The sequence below is a fragment of the Promicromonospora sp. NPDC023805 genome (assembly GCF_040639635.1).
Classification (GTDB): Bacteria; Actinomycetota; Actinomycetes; order Actinomycetales; family Cellulomonadaceae; genus Promicromonospora.
Genome location: NZ_JBFAAH010000014.1, coordinates 20,723 through 34,968, shown reverse-complemented (window position 1 = coordinate 34,968; position 14,246 = coordinate 20,723). Strand labels below are relative to the sequence as shown.

At 70.2% G+C, this 14,246-nt stretch carries 26 protein-coding genes; 22 read left to right on the top strand and 4 right to left on the bottom strand.

Annotated elements, in window-relative coordinates:
• The first annotated feature begins 17 nt into the window (after positions 1–17).
• From AB0F70_RS15055 to AB0F70_RS14960, 20 genes are all read left to right on the top strand, one after another.
• The gene (locus AB0F70_RS15055) at positions 18–266 is read left to right on the top strand and encodes a BldC family transcriptional regulator (protein ID WP_357449325.1); all 249 of its coding nucleotides are present in this window, start codon (positions 18–20) and stop codon (positions 264–266) included.
• Positions 263–580: a hypothetical protein gene (locus AB0F70_RS15050; RefSeq protein ID WP_357449323.1), complete on the top strand. Its 318-nt coding sequence runs from the start codon at positions 263–265 to the stop codon at positions 578–580. The genes AB0F70_RS15055 and AB0F70_RS15050 overlap by 4 nt, the downstream gene beginning before the upstream one ends.
• Positions 577–933, top strand: a complete 357-nt coding sequence (locus AB0F70_RS15045; RefSeq protein ID WP_357449321.1) for a hypothetical protein — start codon at positions 577–579, stop codon at positions 931–933. Before AB0F70_RS15050 ends, AB0F70_RS15045 begins: the two co-directional genes overlap by 4 nt.
• Positions 930–1,259 carry a hypothetical protein gene (locus AB0F70_RS15040; protein ID WP_357449319.1) on the top strand — a complete coding sequence of 110 codons (330 nt, stop codon included), beginning with the start codon at positions 930–932 and terminating at the stop codon, positions 1,257–1,259. The genes AB0F70_RS15045 and AB0F70_RS15040 overlap by 4 nt, the downstream gene beginning before the upstream one ends.
• Positions 1,256–1,834, top strand: coding sequence for a hypothetical protein (locus tag AB0F70_RS15035; RefSeq protein ID WP_357449317.1), 579 nt, complete (start codon positions 1,256–1,258; stop codon positions 1,832–1,834). The genes AB0F70_RS15040 and AB0F70_RS15035 overlap by 4 nt, the downstream gene beginning before the upstream one ends.
• Positions 1,831–2,286: a hypothetical protein gene (locus AB0F70_RS15030; RefSeq protein WP_357449315.1), complete on the top strand. Its 456-nt coding sequence runs from the start codon at positions 1,831–1,833 to the stop codon at positions 2,284–2,286. Before AB0F70_RS15035 ends, AB0F70_RS15030 begins: the two co-directional genes overlap by 4 nt.
• Positions 2,283–2,960 carry a hypothetical protein gene (locus tag AB0F70_RS15025; protein ID WP_357449313.1) on the top strand — a complete coding sequence of 226 codons (678 nt, stop codon included), beginning with the start codon at positions 2,283–2,285 and terminating at the stop codon, positions 2,958–2,960. The genes AB0F70_RS15030 and AB0F70_RS15025 overlap by 4 nt, the downstream gene beginning before the upstream one ends.
• Positions 2,957–3,301, top strand: a complete 345-nt coding sequence (locus AB0F70_RS15020; protein WP_357449311.1) for a hypothetical protein — start codon at positions 2,957–2,959, stop codon at positions 3,299–3,301. The genes AB0F70_RS15025 and AB0F70_RS15020 overlap by 4 nt, the downstream gene beginning before the upstream one ends.
• Positions 3,298–3,879 (top strand): hypothetical protein, encoded by a 582-nt coding sequence (locus tag AB0F70_RS15015; RefSeq protein ID WP_357449309.1) that lies wholly within the window; start codon positions 3,298–3,300, stop codon positions 3,877–3,879. Before AB0F70_RS15020 ends, AB0F70_RS15015 begins: the two co-directional genes overlap by 4 nt.
• On the top strand, positions 3,872–4,141 hold the full coding sequence (locus AB0F70_RS15010; protein WP_357449307.1) for a hypothetical protein: 270 nt from the start codon (positions 3,872–3,874) through the stop codon (positions 4,139–4,141). The genes AB0F70_RS15015 and AB0F70_RS15010 overlap by 8 nt, the downstream gene beginning before the upstream one ends.
• On the top strand, positions 4,134–4,655 hold the full coding sequence (locus AB0F70_RS15005) for a hypothetical protein (protein ID WP_357449305.1): 522 nt from the start codon (positions 4,134–4,136) through the stop codon (positions 4,653–4,655). The genes AB0F70_RS15010 and AB0F70_RS15005 overlap by 8 nt, the downstream gene beginning before the upstream one ends.
• Positions 4,648–4,794 (top strand): hypothetical protein, encoded by a 147-nt coding sequence (locus AB0F70_RS15000; RefSeq protein WP_357449303.1) that lies wholly within the window; start codon positions 4,648–4,650, stop codon positions 4,792–4,794. The genes AB0F70_RS15005 and AB0F70_RS15000 overlap by 8 nt, the downstream gene beginning before the upstream one ends.
• Positions 4,781–5,470: a hypothetical protein gene (locus tag AB0F70_RS14995; protein ID WP_357449301.1), complete on the top strand. Its 690-nt coding sequence runs from the start codon at positions 4,781–4,783 to the stop codon at positions 5,468–5,470. The genes AB0F70_RS15000 and AB0F70_RS14995 overlap by 14 nt, the downstream gene beginning before the upstream one ends.
• A 206-nt stretch (positions 5,471–5,676) precedes the next feature.
• Positions 5,677–5,970 carry a hypothetical protein gene (locus AB0F70_RS14990; protein WP_357449299.1) on the top strand — a complete coding sequence of 98 codons (294 nt, stop codon included), beginning with the start codon at positions 5,677–5,679 and terminating at the stop codon, positions 5,968–5,970.
• Positions 5,948–6,250 carry a hypothetical protein gene (locus AB0F70_RS14985; protein ID WP_357449297.1) on the top strand — a complete coding sequence of 101 codons (303 nt, stop codon included), beginning with the start codon at positions 5,948–5,950 and terminating at the stop codon, positions 6,248–6,250. Before AB0F70_RS14990 ends, AB0F70_RS14985 begins: the two co-directional genes overlap by 23 nt.
• A gap of 2 nt (positions 6,251–6,252) precedes the next feature.
• Entirely contained in the window at positions 6,253–6,627 is a 375-nt protein-coding gene (locus AB0F70_RS14980; protein WP_357449295.1) for a hypothetical protein, read from the top strand.
• A gap of 4 nt (positions 6,628–6,631) precedes the next feature.
• The gene (locus tag AB0F70_RS14975; RefSeq protein ID WP_357449293.1) at positions 6,632–7,093 is read left to right on the top strand and encodes an AAA family ATPase; all 462 of its coding nucleotides are present in this window, start codon (positions 6,632–6,634) and stop codon (positions 7,091–7,093) included.
• Between the two features lie 619 nt (positions 7,094–7,712).
• Positions 7,713–7,919, top strand: coding sequence for a hypothetical protein (locus tag AB0F70_RS14970; protein ID WP_357449291.1), 207 nt, complete (start codon positions 7,713–7,715; stop codon positions 7,917–7,919).
• Positions 7,916–8,233: a hypothetical protein gene (locus AB0F70_RS14965; RefSeq protein WP_357449289.1), complete on the top strand. Its 318-nt coding sequence runs from the start codon at positions 7,916–7,918 to the stop codon at positions 8,231–8,233. The genes AB0F70_RS14970 and AB0F70_RS14965 overlap by 4 nt, the downstream gene beginning before the upstream one ends.
• Positions 8,226–8,420 (top strand): hypothetical protein, encoded by a 195-nt coding sequence (locus tag AB0F70_RS14960; RefSeq protein WP_357449288.1) that lies wholly within the window; start codon positions 8,226–8,228, stop codon positions 8,418–8,420. Before AB0F70_RS14965 ends, AB0F70_RS14960 begins: the two co-directional genes overlap by 8 nt.
• 64 nt (positions 8,421–8,484) lie before the next feature.
• Here AB0F70_RS14960 and AB0F70_RS14955 read toward each other — a convergent pair whose 3' ends face one another.
• Genes AB0F70_RS14955 through AB0F70_RS14940 form a run of 4 tightly spaced genes read right to left on the bottom strand, consistent with a single transcriptional unit; the run spans position 8,485 to position 11,804 of the window.
• On the bottom strand, positions 8,485–9,702 hold the full coding sequence (locus AB0F70_RS14955) for a phage portal protein (protein WP_357449286.1): 1,218 nt from the start codon (positions 9,700–9,702) through the stop codon (positions 8,485–8,487).
• Positions 9,699–9,866 (bottom strand): hypothetical protein, encoded by a 168-nt coding sequence (locus AB0F70_RS14950; RefSeq protein WP_357449284.1) that lies wholly within the window; start codon positions 9,864–9,866, stop codon positions 9,699–9,701. Before AB0F70_RS14950 ends, AB0F70_RS14955 begins: the two co-directional genes overlap by 4 nt.
• On the bottom strand, positions 9,863–11,323 hold the full coding sequence (locus tag AB0F70_RS14945; RefSeq protein ID WP_357449282.1) for a hypothetical protein: 1,461 nt from the start codon (positions 11,321–11,323) through the stop codon (positions 9,863–9,865). The genes AB0F70_RS14950 and AB0F70_RS14945 overlap by 4 nt, the downstream gene beginning before the upstream one ends.
• 55 nt (positions 11,324–11,378) lie before the next feature.
• Complete coding sequence (locus AB0F70_RS14940) at positions 11,379–11,804, bottom strand: hypothetical protein (RefSeq protein ID WP_357449280.1); 426 nt, start codon at positions 11,802–11,804, stop codon at positions 11,379–11,381.
• 179 nt (positions 11,805–11,983) lie between these two features.
• On the opposite strand from AB0F70_RS14940, the gene AB0F70_RS14935 reads away from it, so the two are divergent.
• Complete coding sequence (locus tag AB0F70_RS14935) at positions 11,984–12,877, top strand: head maturation protease, ClpP-related (RefSeq protein WP_357449278.1); 894 nt, start codon at positions 11,984–11,986, stop codon at positions 12,875–12,877.
• A complete protein-coding gene (locus tag AB0F70_RS14930) occupies positions 12,874–14,226 on the top strand; it encodes a phage major capsid protein (RefSeq protein ID WP_357449276.1) in 1,353 nt (450 codons plus the stop codon). Before AB0F70_RS14935 ends, AB0F70_RS14930 begins: the two co-directional genes overlap by 4 nt.
• Positions 14,227–14,246: the final 20 nt, after the last annotated feature.

Here is a 14,246-nt window from a genome sequence, read left to right as displayed (position 1 = left end):
AAAAAGGAAAACAGGACATGACCACGAACGCGCTACCCCCCGTCCAGCTGATGACGCCGACCGAGGTGGCCCGGGAGTTCCGGGTGGACCCGAAGACCGTGACCCGGTGGGCGAAGGCGGGCAAGCTGCCGTTCATCCTCACCCTCGGCGGCCACCGCCGGTACCCGCGCGCCGCGGTCCTGGCAGCAATGGGGGTCTCCGCGGCGGAGCTCGACACCGAGGCCGACCAGAGCACGACCACCACGAACGAGGAGACCGAGAGTTGAGCGTCCAGCCCCCCGCCCGCTGCGACAGGTGCGAACAGCCGTTCGGCACCTGCCACCACACCGCGCCCCCGATCCAGGTCGGCGACGTGATCGACGAGCTGACCATGAACGTGGGCCGCTCGGTCCGCCTGCGCGAGCTGCGTTCGAACAGCCGCGCAATCGACGACGACGGCAACGTGTGGGTCAAGACCCGCCGCCGTGACGGCTGCTGGGAGAACATGACCGACGGCGCCATCTGGCCGATCCACCAGATCATCGACGGCCGCCAGGGGTACGGGCCGCTGACCATCGAGCACATCGCGGGGTCACGATGACCGCCGCCGAGCTGGTGCACGTCGCGGTCCCGCGCCACGAGGTCGACGAGCAATGCACGCTCGTACTGCGCAAGGACGGCGTGACCATCACCGGACCCGCCAGCCCGACCGCGCCCCTGACCGTCGCGATGCCGTGGTTCGGCCAGGTGAAGAACGTCTACGCCAGCGTCTCTGACGGCTGGGATCTCGTCGAGGCGTACCGCGAGATGACCCAGGACCAGGCCGACATGGCCTGCGAGTGGTCCGACTACCGGAAGCACTACGGCTCAACCCCCGACCTGAAGATCTACCACGCGTTCGTGGCCGGCTGGGCATCCGCCAGAGGCACCTCACACGAGTCGGTGCAGTCATGACCGCCCCCGACGTCACCCCGGCCATCCGCCGGGCCGCACAGGCCCTGTCCATGGTCCCCGAGGACGGCTGGGACACCTTCGTCCCGACCGCCACGGAGGCGCTCGCTGCCGGGCTCGTCGTCGAGGAGATCGCGCAGGTGCTGGAGAAGCACCAGCTCGGCCCGTACATGGAGCAGCCCGACGTCGAGCAGTGGGGGTACGCCTGCACGGGCTGCGACGAGTTCATGGAGCCGGCCCACCCTGGCCGGCGATCGTCCGTCGACTTCGCGCTGCTCGTGCACCAGGCCGTCGTCCTGCGTGCCTCGATCGTGGGGGAGGCCCAGTGATCCCGTCCGGCCCCGGTACGAGCGTGGGCGCCGCGCAGGGCATCCTCTGGACCCGCCTGCGCGAGGTCCCCACCCTCGCCGGCATGCGCGGTTACGAGGCGAGGGTCCTGGACGGCGAACTGCACGCGATCGTCAGCCACGAGCCGACGGGCTGGCACCTGAGCGTGTCGTTCCAGCCACACCCTGGGGCAGCCCGGCGCCTGCCGTCGTGGGACGAGCTGAAGGACGCCCGGTACCGGTTCCTGCCCGACCGGGCGCACATGGCCGCACTGCTCCCGCCCCGCGCGGAGTGGGTCGACGTGCACCCCACCACGCTGCACCTGTGGGAGATGCCCGCCGCGACCGTCCAGGCACCCCCGGCCACACACGTGGTGGCCGCGGAGGCACCCAGGGAGCCGTTCGCGCTGATACCCCCGACGTGCGGCTCCTGCGGGCGTGAGCGCGGCCTTCAGGACCCCTACGACTACAACCCGATCCAAGCCCTGACCGGGTACCCGCTGGGCTGGTACAGCGGCGACGACGGCGAGATCTGCCCACAGTGCATGACCGAGCTCACGACCCGGTGGCGCCGATGACCGCCCCGCGCCTGTTCCACGGCGGCGTCCCCGGCCTGCGCCCCGGCGACCTGATCGAGCCCGGCCACACCCGCAAGACACACGACGGGTGCGCCTGGTGCGCCGCGAGGGCCGTCCTGCCGCCCACCCTGGACGGGAACGCCGGCCACGCCGACCAGGTCTACCTCACACCCCACCGCATGTACGCCCGCTACTACGCATCGCTCTACGGCCGCGGCGACCTCTACCAGGTCGAGCCCGTCGGCGACCTCGTCCGCTCCACCGAAGACACCGTCGAGACGTGGCGCGCGCCAGCCGCGCGGGTCCTCGTCGCCGTCGACCGGGCCGTCCTGCTCACGATGCCCGAACGCCGCCGCCTAGACCGACAGTGGGCCGACGCCGACCGCACCGCGGCCGCCGCCCACCGAGCCCACCAGAACCACCACCAGAGCCTCGAAGGAGCCACCACATGAAGGACCCGACCCCGACCGACCCCGAGCCGATCCCCACGACGACAGAGGCAACGCCGGCGCTCCGACGCGCGGCCGAGGCACTGCACACCGCCTGGACCGACCTGCCCCACGAGGTACACGGACACGCAGCGGCCGAGGCACTTGCCGCCGCGGCGCTCGCTGCAGCGTTCGACAGCGCGGAGATCGCGCTGCAGCTGTGCGAGTACACCGGGCGGGCCGCGTACCAAGGGCCGATCCCGTGCGAGGAGCACAGCCTCGCCGTCGCCGTCGTCCGTGACGTGATGCTCGGCGGCCACCAGGGCGTCGTCGCCCACCGCGACGAGATCATCGGCGGCGATTCGGCCGACAACCTGACGATCGATCCCAGGGCGACACCGATCGGCCGCGCCGTCTCCGCGCTCGAGGACAGGATCCGACGATCCATCGGCATCGAGCTACGTCCCGCGCAGCTGCCCGGCATGACCGGGCAGCTGTTCGGCGCCACGATGCCCGAGCTCGCCCGCGACGCAGTGTCTGCCGCGCTCGACGTCGAGGAGCTCGCGCGGGCGATCGACCCCAGGGCGTTCGAGCCGAAGACACGCCGGAGCTCCTTCGCTCACTACGTCGGCGCTCAGCGCGCTGCACTCCAGAAGGCCGCCGCCGTCCGGACCATGGTCCTCGGAGCCGGCCAATGACCCCCGACGAGGTACCGGCCGAGTTCGTCGAGAAGGCCGCTCGAGCGATCTGGGAGTACGACACGCCCGCTCCCGAACTCGGATGGCCGCACTGGGACGTAGCGGTCGAGCGCGCCGCGAACGAGCTGTGGGACCTGCCGCAGATGGTGGCCGACACCCGCGCCATGGCCCGCCACGCCCTCGCGGCCGCGCTGCCCGGGGCTCAGGAGCAGGCGTGGGACGCCGGCGCGAACGTGGGCGCCGGCGCCGCCGTGATCCTGGGCCGTGCTCCCAAGGACCTCCCGGAGCGCGCACGCGGGCACAACCCACACCGCGCCCCGATCCTCGGAAGTAGCTCGTGACCGACCCGATCGCCCGCACCATCGTCAGCCAGCTCGGCGACCTGTACATGGACTTCACCCACCCGGCCACGTCGGATCGTGCCGAGTTCGTGAAGTACCGGCAGGCCACCAACGACCAGGCCGACGTGTTCGTCGAGGCGCTGTTGCACGAGTACGGTGCCACGGTGCTCCAGCAGGCGGCCGACGACTGGCAGCGTGGCGAGTGGGCGAACGCACCACGACGCGCCGACCGCGTCCAGGAGCGGATTGCCAACGGGCAGCACGTCGGCGACTGGCTCCGCGCCCGCGCCGCCCGCCCGCCCGCCACGGCCAAGGGGCCAACACCGCCGGCTCACCCGCTGACCTACCACGAGGCGCTCGCTGCCTGTGGTGGGCTGCTGAACGCCCCGGCCGGCGACGGGTGCGATCACCTCTGGCGCACGTACGCGGACGCTCAGGGCCCGTACGGGTGCTGCGTGCGTTGCGCCCAGCGCTGCCTCGCGTGCGTCCGCGGGCTCGACGCCCACGGCCCGGGACGGGTCATGGTGTGCACGGTCTGCGGCACCGGCCACGGCGTCGAGAAGGCGCCCCGTGCCTGACTCGATCCCCTGCACCCGTTGCGGGCAGAACCTCGGCTTCCGCGCGACGCGGTTCCACTACCGGGTCGCCTACTTCCTCGGCCTACGTACCGAGGTCGCCCGCCGTTACGTCCTGCGCCTTACCCGAGTGAGGGACCACGGGTGGCACGCCGAGACCGCGTCGGAGCGCGTCGACTCCATGTTCAGCGAGCTCACGCTCTGCAACCCGTGTGTGCAGGCCGTCTGGGACTTCGCCCAAGGTAGGGAGGCACCTGGTGGCTGACCTGGTCGACGACGCCCTGAACGGCATCTACCACGCCGTCACCCGGGCCACCCTGCCCGTGGTCATGGACTGGATGTGGGAGACGCTGGCGCGCTGCCAGCCCGGCGCGAGCAGCCGGCGCTACGGCAAGCGTGCGACGGACCCCGCGACCGGCTCGGCGTGGGCGGCCATGGTGACCGAGCGCACCGTGGAGGCCTGCTACGTCGCACTGGCCGCTGACTCGTCCGTCTCGCGCATGGCTGCGGCCCGGCACGCGCCGCACACCGTCGAGGCCCTCGAGGAGCACGAGGCGGGCAAGTGCCCCCACGCGTGCAGCCCCGACGCTGTGGCCGGCCAGGCGACCTACAGCGCCATCAACGCGGTCCGGCACGCCGTCGCCGCCCTCGCCTACCGGCACCCCGACTTCACCAAGGGCCCAGACGCTCTCGCCACCGCGACCCGCAAGGTCTGGGCCGACGTCGACCCGGCCCGCGTCCTGGCACTCATCACGGGCGAGGAGGCCGCCCGTGGCTGACTGCGGCCAGGAGCTGTGCCCGATGTGGGACGGCCACGGCTGTCCCTGCAGGGCGTTCGGCCTCGACCCCGACAACCCGCCGACGGACGGCGTATTCACCATCGAGATCCCCCAGGAGAGCACTGATGACGACGACTGATCCCACTGCCAGCACTTACGCCGAGACGTGGGCCGGCCGGGGCGTACCGATGGACGAGCTCGCCGCGTTCGTAGCCCGCGCGGTCGACGCCGGCGCGCCCCTGACCGCCCGCATCCGCCTGGAGGACGCGGACCGCAACGTCCTGCTCGGGCTGACCGCCCCGGGAACACGGATGTCCGTCACCTGGCCGTACCGTCCCCGTCCCGCTGCGCCAACCCTGCGCGGCGGCGCATACGACGAGACCGAGCAGGTCATTGCCCTCGAGGACGCCAGGTACCGCCAGGAGCGGGCCAAGGGCGGTCCGGTGGACCCGAGCCGCCTGGTCCTCGTCGGCGAACACGAGGGCGAGCAGCTCGAGGTGAGGACCCATGCTGACCCGCCGGCGGCCGCCGGCGGGCTCGGTACGGCCGATCCGTGGCCGTTCAACCCGGGCGACGTCGTCGACGACATCGGAGGCGCCATCACCGAGTGGCTCGACGCCGCACCCGAGGGAACCATCGTCCGGACATCGTCCGGCGACGAGTGGACGAACGACGGCACCAAGCCGGGCGACGCGCTGCCCACGTGGATCCGCCGCCGCGACCGCACATCCCCGGGCTTCGCCGCCCGCAGCGCGTCGCCCGGGCTCGTCGAGGGCGGCCCGCTGACCGTCGTCACCGTCGGACCCCGCCAATGAACCCGTTCTTCCTCGAACGCTCGTACTACCGAGGCGTGCCGCCGCGCGACTGGCGTGCATCGATATGCGTCGATGCGAGGCCCCGCAAACACGACACCCGCTTTACATGAGCGGGTGTTTTCGGCCAGTGGATTAAGACTCTGACCTGCACGGATACCCTGTGGATGGGCTTTCGAGTAAGCGGGCAGTGAGCATAGGGTGAGCGCATGAGCAACGACGAGAGCCCTGCCGCCCGCACGTACGTCCTCGCGCCGACCCTCCTGCAGGCGAGCACGCTCGCGCGCGTCAACGGCCTCTCGCCGCACTCGCGCGACGTCGTGCTCGTGTCGCGCGGCAAGCAGCTCTACGGCCACTCGATCACGGCGGACGACCGCGTCATCTGGGCCGAGACGTCCGCGTCGTGGTCAACGGGCCAGTTCGAGGACCTGGTCGAGAACCTGGAGATCGCGCAGCTGGAGATGACCATGGCCGAAGTACATGGATCGAACGCCGGGCGGTAAGCCCGGCGGCACGACGGCCCGCGGCTACGGAGCCGACCACCAGAAGCTGCGCGCCTGGTGGAAGCCGGCCGTCGACGCCGGCAAGGTCCCGTGCGCACGGTGCGGCGTGCTGATCCTCACCGACCCGCGAGAGCTCGGCGACGGCTGGCAGCTCGACCACGACCCCACCGACCCCACACGCCGGCGCTACCTGGGCCCCAGCCACACCAGGTGCAACCAGGGCGGGGCTCCGCTCAGCGGCCTGACCGACCCTGACCCGACCCCTGCCACAGAATGGTGACCATGAGCATCCACATCAACCCCGGCTCCGGGCCCGTGCTCGACGCCACGGAGGAGAACGCGACCGCGAACATGGAAGCGTTCGCCGCCGGTCTGCGCGACCTCGGTGTCGCCATTACCGAGGTCGCGCGCCACGCCGAAGAGGACTACGGCGAGGGCCGCTACGCGTACACGGTCAAGACCGGCGACCAGCGCACGCTCGAGGTTCAGATGCCGGGCTGGCCCCTCGATCGGGTCCGCTTTGTGGACGCCGACCACCAGGACATCTGGGACTTCCCGCGCCTGTACGTGGACGACAGCTCGTGGGTATGGACGTTCGCACTCACGGCCTGCCTGCCTGGTGGGCCGCCGCTGGATGATGCCGTCGCGGTCTGGTGACCCGTTGACCATCACGATCGTCTGCGGCCCGCCGTGCGCGGGCAAGAACCACCACATCGAGGAGCACAGCAAGCCGGGCGACGTCGTCATCGACTGGGACGCGATCGCCGTCGAGCTCGGCTCACCCAAGCAGCACCATCACCCCAAGGCCATGTACGCCCGGATCGCCGCGGAGTACGAGCGCCGGCTCGACCAGGTGGAGCAGGACCCGCCGGCCGACCACGACGTGTGGATCATCCGGGGCCTGCCCGAGGACACCGAGCGCCAGGCGTGGGCCAAGCGATTCGGCGCCGACGTCGTCGTCCTCACCCCGCCCCTGGACGTCCTGCTGCAGCGCGCCCGACAGCGTGGCCACGCCGTCGGGCTGACCGAGTGGTCCATCCGCAAGTGGTTCGAGCGCGCGGGCAAGGACGCGGGGCCGGTCGCGATCGCCGACCCGACCCCGTTGTCGGCCACCAGCTGGTGACGATGTGCGCCTCCTGCGAGGCAGGCAGCCACCGCCATGACCGGCACACGCACGACGGCACCGACGCCGGGTGCCCGAACCTGGCCCGCAACCACCAGCACCCCAACGACGGATGCACGTGCGCCGTGCGGCTGCCGGCCCTGTTGCCCAACCTGCACCGCTGCACGTGTGGCCACGTCCACGAGCACCGCAGTCCTCAGGGCTACGGGGTAGACCCAGCGTGAAGAATACTTTCATAAATCATGAAAACTAATGCCATCGAAGGGGCCATGAAAACCGGGCAGAAGATCATGAAAAGAACTTTCTCAACACGTCCGATAAATACTTTCACGATAGGTATAGACAACTGACGCCAACAGATACCAACTCAGATATTACCTCACCAAAAAACAGGGTAGGGACCGCAGTCTTCTCCGTATCTCTCCCCTCAGGGGGTGAATTCGTGAAAATGTGTGAAAGTTTCACAGAATATCGCGTGGTAAAAGTTTCCAACACGATGTCTGAAAGTTTCACAGTGGGGTGATATGGCAGAAAGTTTCATAGATTGCTCCCGTCGTCCGGATAGATCGGACCACGCTGGCGCTAGCCGTTTCGCCCGGTACACGGAATGATGCTCCCCATGGCTATCTGGCTCACCGTCCCCGGCGCGACGTGGGCCGACGTGCGCGTCGGCGACCGCATCTCGCTCAGCACCCCCGGCGTCGACGACCTGCAGATCATCGGGCGCGTGAGCCGGCTGACCGAGGACGCTGCCGAGTTCAAGGACGGGATGATCATCGTGCCGAAGGCCGACTACGCCGTGACCGTCGTGGTGAGGCAGTCATGACCGCCGAGTTTGAGGCGGTGCTCGCCGTCTACTACGGCTCGGACGCCTCACACACGCGCACAGAGCTGCTGTGGGACCTGCGGGACCGCAACCGGACCCAGCTCAACCACGCGGCCTTCATCGTCGCCAACGCGGGCCGGTACGACGGCCGCGGGATGCCCACCACGAGGATGACGGAGCGCCTCGCCGCGCAGCGCGAGCTCCTGAAGGTCATCGCCCCCGAGATCGTGGCCATGGAGGCCGAGGCGGACCGCACACACTTCCCCGAGTGGTCGAGCGCTGAGGTCGTCAGTGTGGCCTTTCAGCATGCCTGAGCGTCCGTCCGGCAGGGCCGCACTGCCCCTGTCGTGCGGCGTCGCGCTGATCGGCGTCGCCACCATGTTCGCGTGGCTCTGGCCCGAGGGCGACGGGCGGTACGCCGCACTCGCGCCGTTCGGCTTCGGGATGTGGTGCCTCGTGTGGGGCCTCTACCTGCTCGTGGACAGGATCGAGCGCCGCTGAACCCCCGTGCGCGCCGACTACCCCGCCTCCGCGAGGGAGACGGGGCGCCGCGCGCGACGGGGCCTCACGCGCCGGCGGCCGCCGGCTGCCCGACGTACGTGATCTCGGGCAGCTCGAGCGCCGCGAGCGTCTCGGCAGGGTCGAAGCCGGCGTCGATCAGCGTCTTGGCGGCGCCGGTCTTGGACGTCCGCTCGCGGTCGTCGGCCTCGCGGTCCTCGGGCACGACCCGGTCGTGGTCGAACTCGAGGCCCTCGGCCTCGAACATCGGCAGGAGCCGGTGGTTGAGCGCCTGCTTGAACCGCTCGACCCGGGGCCTGACCAGCCACCGCGCGAACGAGATCTCGCCGGCCTCGGCGTTGGCCTTGTTGACGTCCTGGCTGTTGCCGAGCATGTGCCCGTGGATCCCGAAGGCCTCACGCAGGACCTCGCGCGACAGGTTGCGCAGCTCGACGAACTGCATGTCCTTCTGCGACATCGAGCGGTCTTTCCACGTGCCCTGCTCCAGGACCGCGACACGGTGCGCCTGGGCCACGCCCTGGTGCTGCTCGCGCCAGCGGGTCGTGAGCTCGTTGAACGCCTCGTCGTCGAGCCGGTCCGGTACCTCGATGATCCCGCCGGGCTCGGCGGAGTTCACGAAGAAATTCCGGTTCCACTCGGCCGAGTACCGGGCTGAGTCGAGGTCGACCATGGCCGCCTGCACGGGCCCCAGACCGCGGTAGGGATCCAAGGGGTTCGGCATCATCAGCGGGATCACCTCATCCAGCCCGAGCGGCACCTGCTCCCCGGTCATCGCCGTGTAGATGTACCCGGACAGGAAGTCACCGCCGGGGATCGGCGTCATCCGGTCGGGCCGCACCGGCCACAGCTCGAGCGGAAGCGGCGATCGGGGGTCCCGGTAGACGCAGATGTAGCCCTCGCCGACCAGGTCGACGTGCTGCTGGACGTGCTCGAACAGCTTCTGCCGGCTCATGAAGGGGTTCGGGTTGTTCAGCAGGTCCAGGGCGGCGTGCTTGGTGACCTCGGTCCGGTCGCCGTGGTCCGGCCCGAACCGCCGGCGGCCGTCGACGCTCGGGCGCCACAGCCTCCAGTCCACCGCGCTGGTCGCGTTGGAGGTCCGGTTCACGATCGAGAACAGCGTGCCGACCTGCCCCATAGCCCGCATCTGAGCCTCGGCGTTGTTGGTGCCGGCCCAGGGCACGCTCAGCCGGCGCCCGGCCCGGCCCAGCATGTCGGGCGACTTGTTGGTGATGCCGCCGGCGAGGCCGCCGATGATCGACTTCATGGTGAGACCCTCCACTCGAGGATGAGGAACGCGATCCCCGCGGCTGCTAGGCCCAGGGTGGTACCGAGCTCGGCGCGGTTGATGGTCCACGCCGCGAGGACGAGGAAGACCAGGCCGAGGATGCCGAGGATCAGGGGTATGTAGGGGGCGAGCTTGCGGATCACGGGGGCATCATCCTCAGTCGTGGTGCGGTAGGCGGGGGCAGTGTGCGGGCGAGGTGGACCGCGCCCGCGGCGGCGTAGACGGCGTCGACGTGGGCGCCGCCCAGGGCGAACACCCACCGTTTGCCGGTGAACTGCTTCTCGGCGGTGCCGAGCTGCTTGTTCAGGAGCGGGTCGCCGCCCTGGGCGACCTGGCCGGTGGTGACCTGCTCGGCGAATCCCATGCACACGGCGGCCGTGTCCCGGCTGATCTCCTCCACGACGACTCCGCGCGGCGCCCAGGACTCCCGCTTGCGCAGGCTCGCGGCCACGGAGGCCGCGGGGCCGCCCGGGAACCACCCGACCTTGCGCGGCTTGACCTTCTTGACCCAGCCGGGCAGGTCGGCCTGGAGCTCCTTGGTGCAGCCCGGGCCCGTCCACGCGGCGACCGGGTCGATCCGCACCCGCCCGTCGTCCTGGACCGCCGCGGCGTACAGCGTGGCGTGCTGGCTGTCCTCGGCGACGTCGACGACCAGTGCCACGCGCGAGCGGAGGGCCTCGAGGTTGCCCGCCTGGAGGCAGCCGGCCTTGACGTCCGGGTGGCGGATGCCCAGCGGGATGCGCTGCAGCGGGTCGTAGGGCCGGGCCCAGGTCTCCATGTCGACCGCCGGGTCCATGACCGAGGCGCGCATGCACATCTTCTCCGTCTTGAAGCCGGCCAGCTTCTTCCCGCCGATCCGCATCGCCGCCGCGCCCTCGGTCAGCAGGTCCTCCATCGGGATCCGCCGGTTCGCGTTCGGGTTCGCCTGCGCCAGCGCCTCCGGGTCGACCGGGCTCGAGCCGTCCGGCGCGCTGTACTCGAACAGGCCCAGGCGCGGGTCGCCCTCGCCGGTCTCGATGTACTGCACCGCGTCGTCGCGCAGATCGTTCAGCACGACGGACTTGCTCGAGCCGGCGTTGGAGATGCCGATGATCTGCGCGTCCGGGATCGCGGAGGTCGCTGGCTCGGACGCGTCCCACGCGGAATAGTCGTGGTGCTGGCGCAGCTCGTCCAGGACGAGCCGGTCGATCGTCAGGGACCGCCCGCCCTCCTCGTTGGACGCCGCGATCTTGTACCGCGACCCGTCCTCCAGGGCGTGCTCCTCGGCGTCGGCGCGCCACAGGACCTGCTCCCCGTTCGCCTTGCGGATCCCGCCCCGCTTCGGGATCTCGGCGTTCAGCGCCGGCACGCGGCGCGCGAGCTTGCACGCCTTGCGCCAGGACTCCGCCGCGTAGTCCAGCTTCGTGCTGGTGCCCAGCACCGTGCCGACCCGGTCGACGAAGATCCAGAACAGCGTGAGCACGACCAGCAGCTCGGTCTTGCCGTTCTGCCGGGCGACCAGCACCAGGGCCTTGCGGAACCGGGGCCGGCCGTCCTCGAGCAGCTCGCCCAGGTGGATGACGACCCACTCCTGCCACGGGTCCAGCGGGTGACCCAGCACGTCGCGCGCGAAGTCAATGACGTCGAACCCGTACGACGTGCCCGGGGTCAGAGGCCTAAGAGGGCGAGTCCACAGCCGTGGCTCGGTTCGCCCGACGATTTCGGAGTTCGTCGAGGGCAGCTGTGCCAGCGTCAGCATTCGGGGTACCCCCTCCCTGCAGCACGCCCCCGCGCGCCTTCGGCGTGAGCTGGAGGGACTCGAGCGCGGCCAGCAACTTCGGCCCGACCACGGCGGCGACGTGGACCTCCTCGATCCGCACAGCCAGGTCGAGCAGCTCGTCGTACTCGTCGTGCCGGCCCTCCTGCTCGAGCCGGCGCAAGATCTTGACCAGGGCCTTGGAGATCGGCGCGGAGTCGTCGAGCTCCAAGGCGTATCGCTTGGCCAGGGCTACCGCCGCGGCGTCCGCGTCGGCCGGCGTGCGGGCGCGCAGCGCCGTGTGCAGCGCGTTGAGCACCGACGGTGTCCTGCGCCGTGCCGCCATACCGCTCACCTGCCCCTCGCGCCGTCATCACCGTGTGGATGCACGAACGGAATGCCATGGCCCCGATGCATGCCCATCGTGCATCCACGCATGTAGGCTACGGCCCGTTAGCAAAGTTACGGCCAGTAACGCAGGCGAGGGAGTGGCGGATGCCCAAGAGGCCGAATTCTCATCCGGGAGTGCCGGCCCGTCTCGTCACTGATGTCTGGCAGCACCTGCGAGCCCGCGACGAACGCTCCCGCCCGGCGTCCGCCGCCCGGATCCGTGTCGTGGCCAACGCCGAGACGGACACCACCCGGATCGACCTCATGGACGAGATCGGATTCTGGGGCACCACCGCTCAGGACTTCGTCGACGAGCTCCTGGCGATCGACGCGAGCGTCATCGAGCTGCACGTGAACAGCCCGGGCGGCGACGTGTTCGACGGGCTGGCGATCATGAACGCCCTGGCCGACCACCCCGCCACCGTCAACGTTGTCGTCGACGGCCTCGCTGCGTCGGCGGCCAGCTTCATCGCCATGGCCGGCGACAACGTGAAGATGAACCGCGGCAGCCAGCTCATGATCCACGACGCGATCGGGTTCTCTTACGGGAACGCCGCCGACATGGAGGAGATGGCGACGCTCCTGAGCCGCATCTCCGACACGATCGCCGGGATCTACGCCGACCGCGCCGGCGGCAAGGCGGACGACTGGCGCGACCTGATGCGCGCCGAGACCTGGTACTCCGCGAGCGAGGCCGCCGATGCCGGCCTCGCCGACGAAGCCGTGTCCGGCCCCAAGGACCCGCCCGACCCCGACGAGGGCGACGAGGGCGACGACCCGCCGGCTGAGCCGGTCGAGCCCGCCGAGCCGGGCGAGGACGACCCGCCGGCCGAGCCCGCCGACGAGGACGCCGACGTCGACGAGGACGACGACGTCGCCCCGGCCGCGAGGTTCGCCGCGGCGTTCTCCCGTTTCGTGTACGCCGGCCGCGCCCAGGCGCCGGCCCCACCGACCCCCGGCAAGCAGCCGGGATTCCAGTTCGACCCGGACGCCTTCCGGGCGGCCATCAAGGAAGGAATGACGTCGTGACGACCAAGATCGCGATCCCGACCACGGCCGACGAGCTGGAGGCCATGCTCGGCGACTCGGCCAGGATGCAGAAGGTGTTCGCCGACCCGTCGAGCTTCAAGGAGTACATCGGCAACTACGCCCGGGCCACGATGGCCAAGGACGGCAACATCGCCATCCAGGTCAAGGAGGAGACGCAGCGCGTCCTGACCCAGTGGCTCAAGGAGACCCCGGACGCGAAGGTCCAGCGGCTCAACCTGGACCCCAACGCCCCGGTCAACACCAAGGGCCAGGGTCTCTACTCCAAGACCGCGCCCGGCGCGAAGATCGACGCCGAGCGGATCGTGGACAGCAACCGCGACTTCCTCTCGACGATCTTCCACGGCAACCGCAGCGACGACGCCCAGGCCAAGCGCGGCAAGCTCGACGCGATCCGCAACGCGTTCGGCTCCACGGTCCCGTCCGACGGCGGCTTCCTCATCCCGGAGTCGCTGCGCAGCGAGCTCCTGCGCGTCGCCCTGGAGACCGCGATCGTGCGGCCTCGTGCCCGCGTGGTCCCGATGGAGACCCTCACGGTCCCGTTCCCGACCATCGACTCCACCTCGCACGCGTCCAACGTCTACGGCGGCGTGACCGCGTTCTGGACCGAGGAGTCCGGCACGCTGTCCGACACCTCTGCGAAGTTCGGGCGGGTCAAGCTCGAGGCGAAGAAACTGACGGCCTACTCCGAGGTCCCGAACGAGCTGTTCACCGACAGCATCATCAGCCTCGAGACGTTCATCAACGAGATCTTCCCCGAGGCGATCGCCTGGTTCGAGGACATCGCGTTCATGCGCGGGACCGGCGTCGGCGAGCCGCTCGGCTTCCTCAACGCGCCCGCCGCGGTGTCGATCGCCGCTGAGGGCGGCCAGGGCGCGGACACCATCGTGTGGGAGAACATCGTCAAGATGTACTCCCGCATGCTGCCCACCTCGCTGGGCCGCGCGGTGTGGATCGCGCACATCGACACCTTCCCCGAGCTCGCCACCATGGCGCTGTCCGTCGGCACCGGTGGCTCCGCGATCTGGCTGAACAACGGCACCGAGGGCCCGCCGATGACCATCCTCGGGCGCCCGGTCCTGTTCACCGAGAAGGCCGAGACCATCGGCGACGCCGGAGACATCAACTTCGTCGACCTCGGCTACTACCTCCTGGGCGACCGGCAGGCCATCCAGGCGAACACCTCGCCCCACTACAAGTTCCAGAACGACCAGACCGCGATCCGGTTCATCGAGCGCGTCGACGGCCGCCCCTGGGTCCAGTCCGCGATCACGCCCAACAAGGGCACGAACACCCTGAGCCCGTTCGTCAAGATCGCCGCCAGGGCCTGACCCGAGCCAGCCCGGGCCGG

Coding starts and splice junctions, on each gene's coding strand:
- AB0F70_RS14940 (WP_357449280.1), bottom strand. CDS start 11,804: ATGGCGGCACGGCGCAGGACACCGTCGGTGCTCAACGCGCTGCACACG.
- AB0F70_RS14955 (WP_357449286.1), bottom strand. CDS start 9,702: ATGAAGTCGATCATCGGCGGCCTCGCCGGCGGCATCACCAACAAGTCG.
- AB0F70_RS15055 (WP_357449325.1), top strand. CDS start 18: ATGACCACGAACGCGCTACCCCCCGTCCAGCTGATGACGCCGACCGAG.
- AB0F70_RS15025 (WP_357449313.1), top strand. CDS start 2,283: ATGAAGGACCCGACCCCGACCGACCCCGAGCCGATCCCCACGACGACA.
- AB0F70_RS14965 (WP_357449289.1), top strand. CDS start 7,916: ATGACCGCCGAGTTTGAGGCGGTGCTCGCCGTCTACTACGGCTCGGAC.
- AB0F70_RS15030 (WP_357449315.1), top strand. CDS start 1,831: ATGACCGCCCCGCGCCTGTTCCACGGCGGCGTCCCCGGCCTGCGCCCC.
- AB0F70_RS15045 (WP_357449321.1), top strand. CDS start 577: ATGACCGCCGCCGAGCTGGTGCACGTCGCGGTCCCGCGCCACGAGGTC.
- AB0F70_RS14995 (WP_357449301.1), top strand. CDS start 4,781: ATGACGACGACTGATCCCACTGCCAGCACTTACGCCGAGACGTGGGCC.
- AB0F70_RS14980 (WP_357449295.1), top strand. CDS start 6,253: ATGAGCATCCACATCAACCCCGGCTCCGGGCCCGTGCTCGACGCCACG.
- AB0F70_RS15040 (WP_357449319.1), top strand. CDS start 930: ATGACCGCCCCCGACGTCACCCCGGCCATCCGCCGGGCCGCACAGGCC.
- AB0F70_RS14990 (WP_357449299.1), top strand. CDS start 5,677: ATGAGCAACGACGAGAGCCCTGCCGCCCGCACGTACGTCCTCGCGCCG.
- AB0F70_RS15020 (WP_357449311.1), top strand. CDS start 2,957: ATGACCCCCGACGAGGTACCGGCCGAGTTCGTCGAGAAGGCCGCTCGA.
- AB0F70_RS14960 (WP_357449288.1), top strand. CDS start 8,226: ATGCCTGAGCGTCCGTCCGGCAGGGCCGCACTGCCCCTGTCGTGCGGC.
- AB0F70_RS14970 (WP_357449291.1), top strand. CDS start 7,713: ATGGCTATCTGGCTCACCGTCCCCGGCGCGACGTGGGCCGACGTGCGC.
- AB0F70_RS14985 (WP_357449297.1), top strand. CDS start 5,948: ATGGATCGAACGCCGGGCGGTAAGCCCGGCGGCACGACGGCCCGCGGC.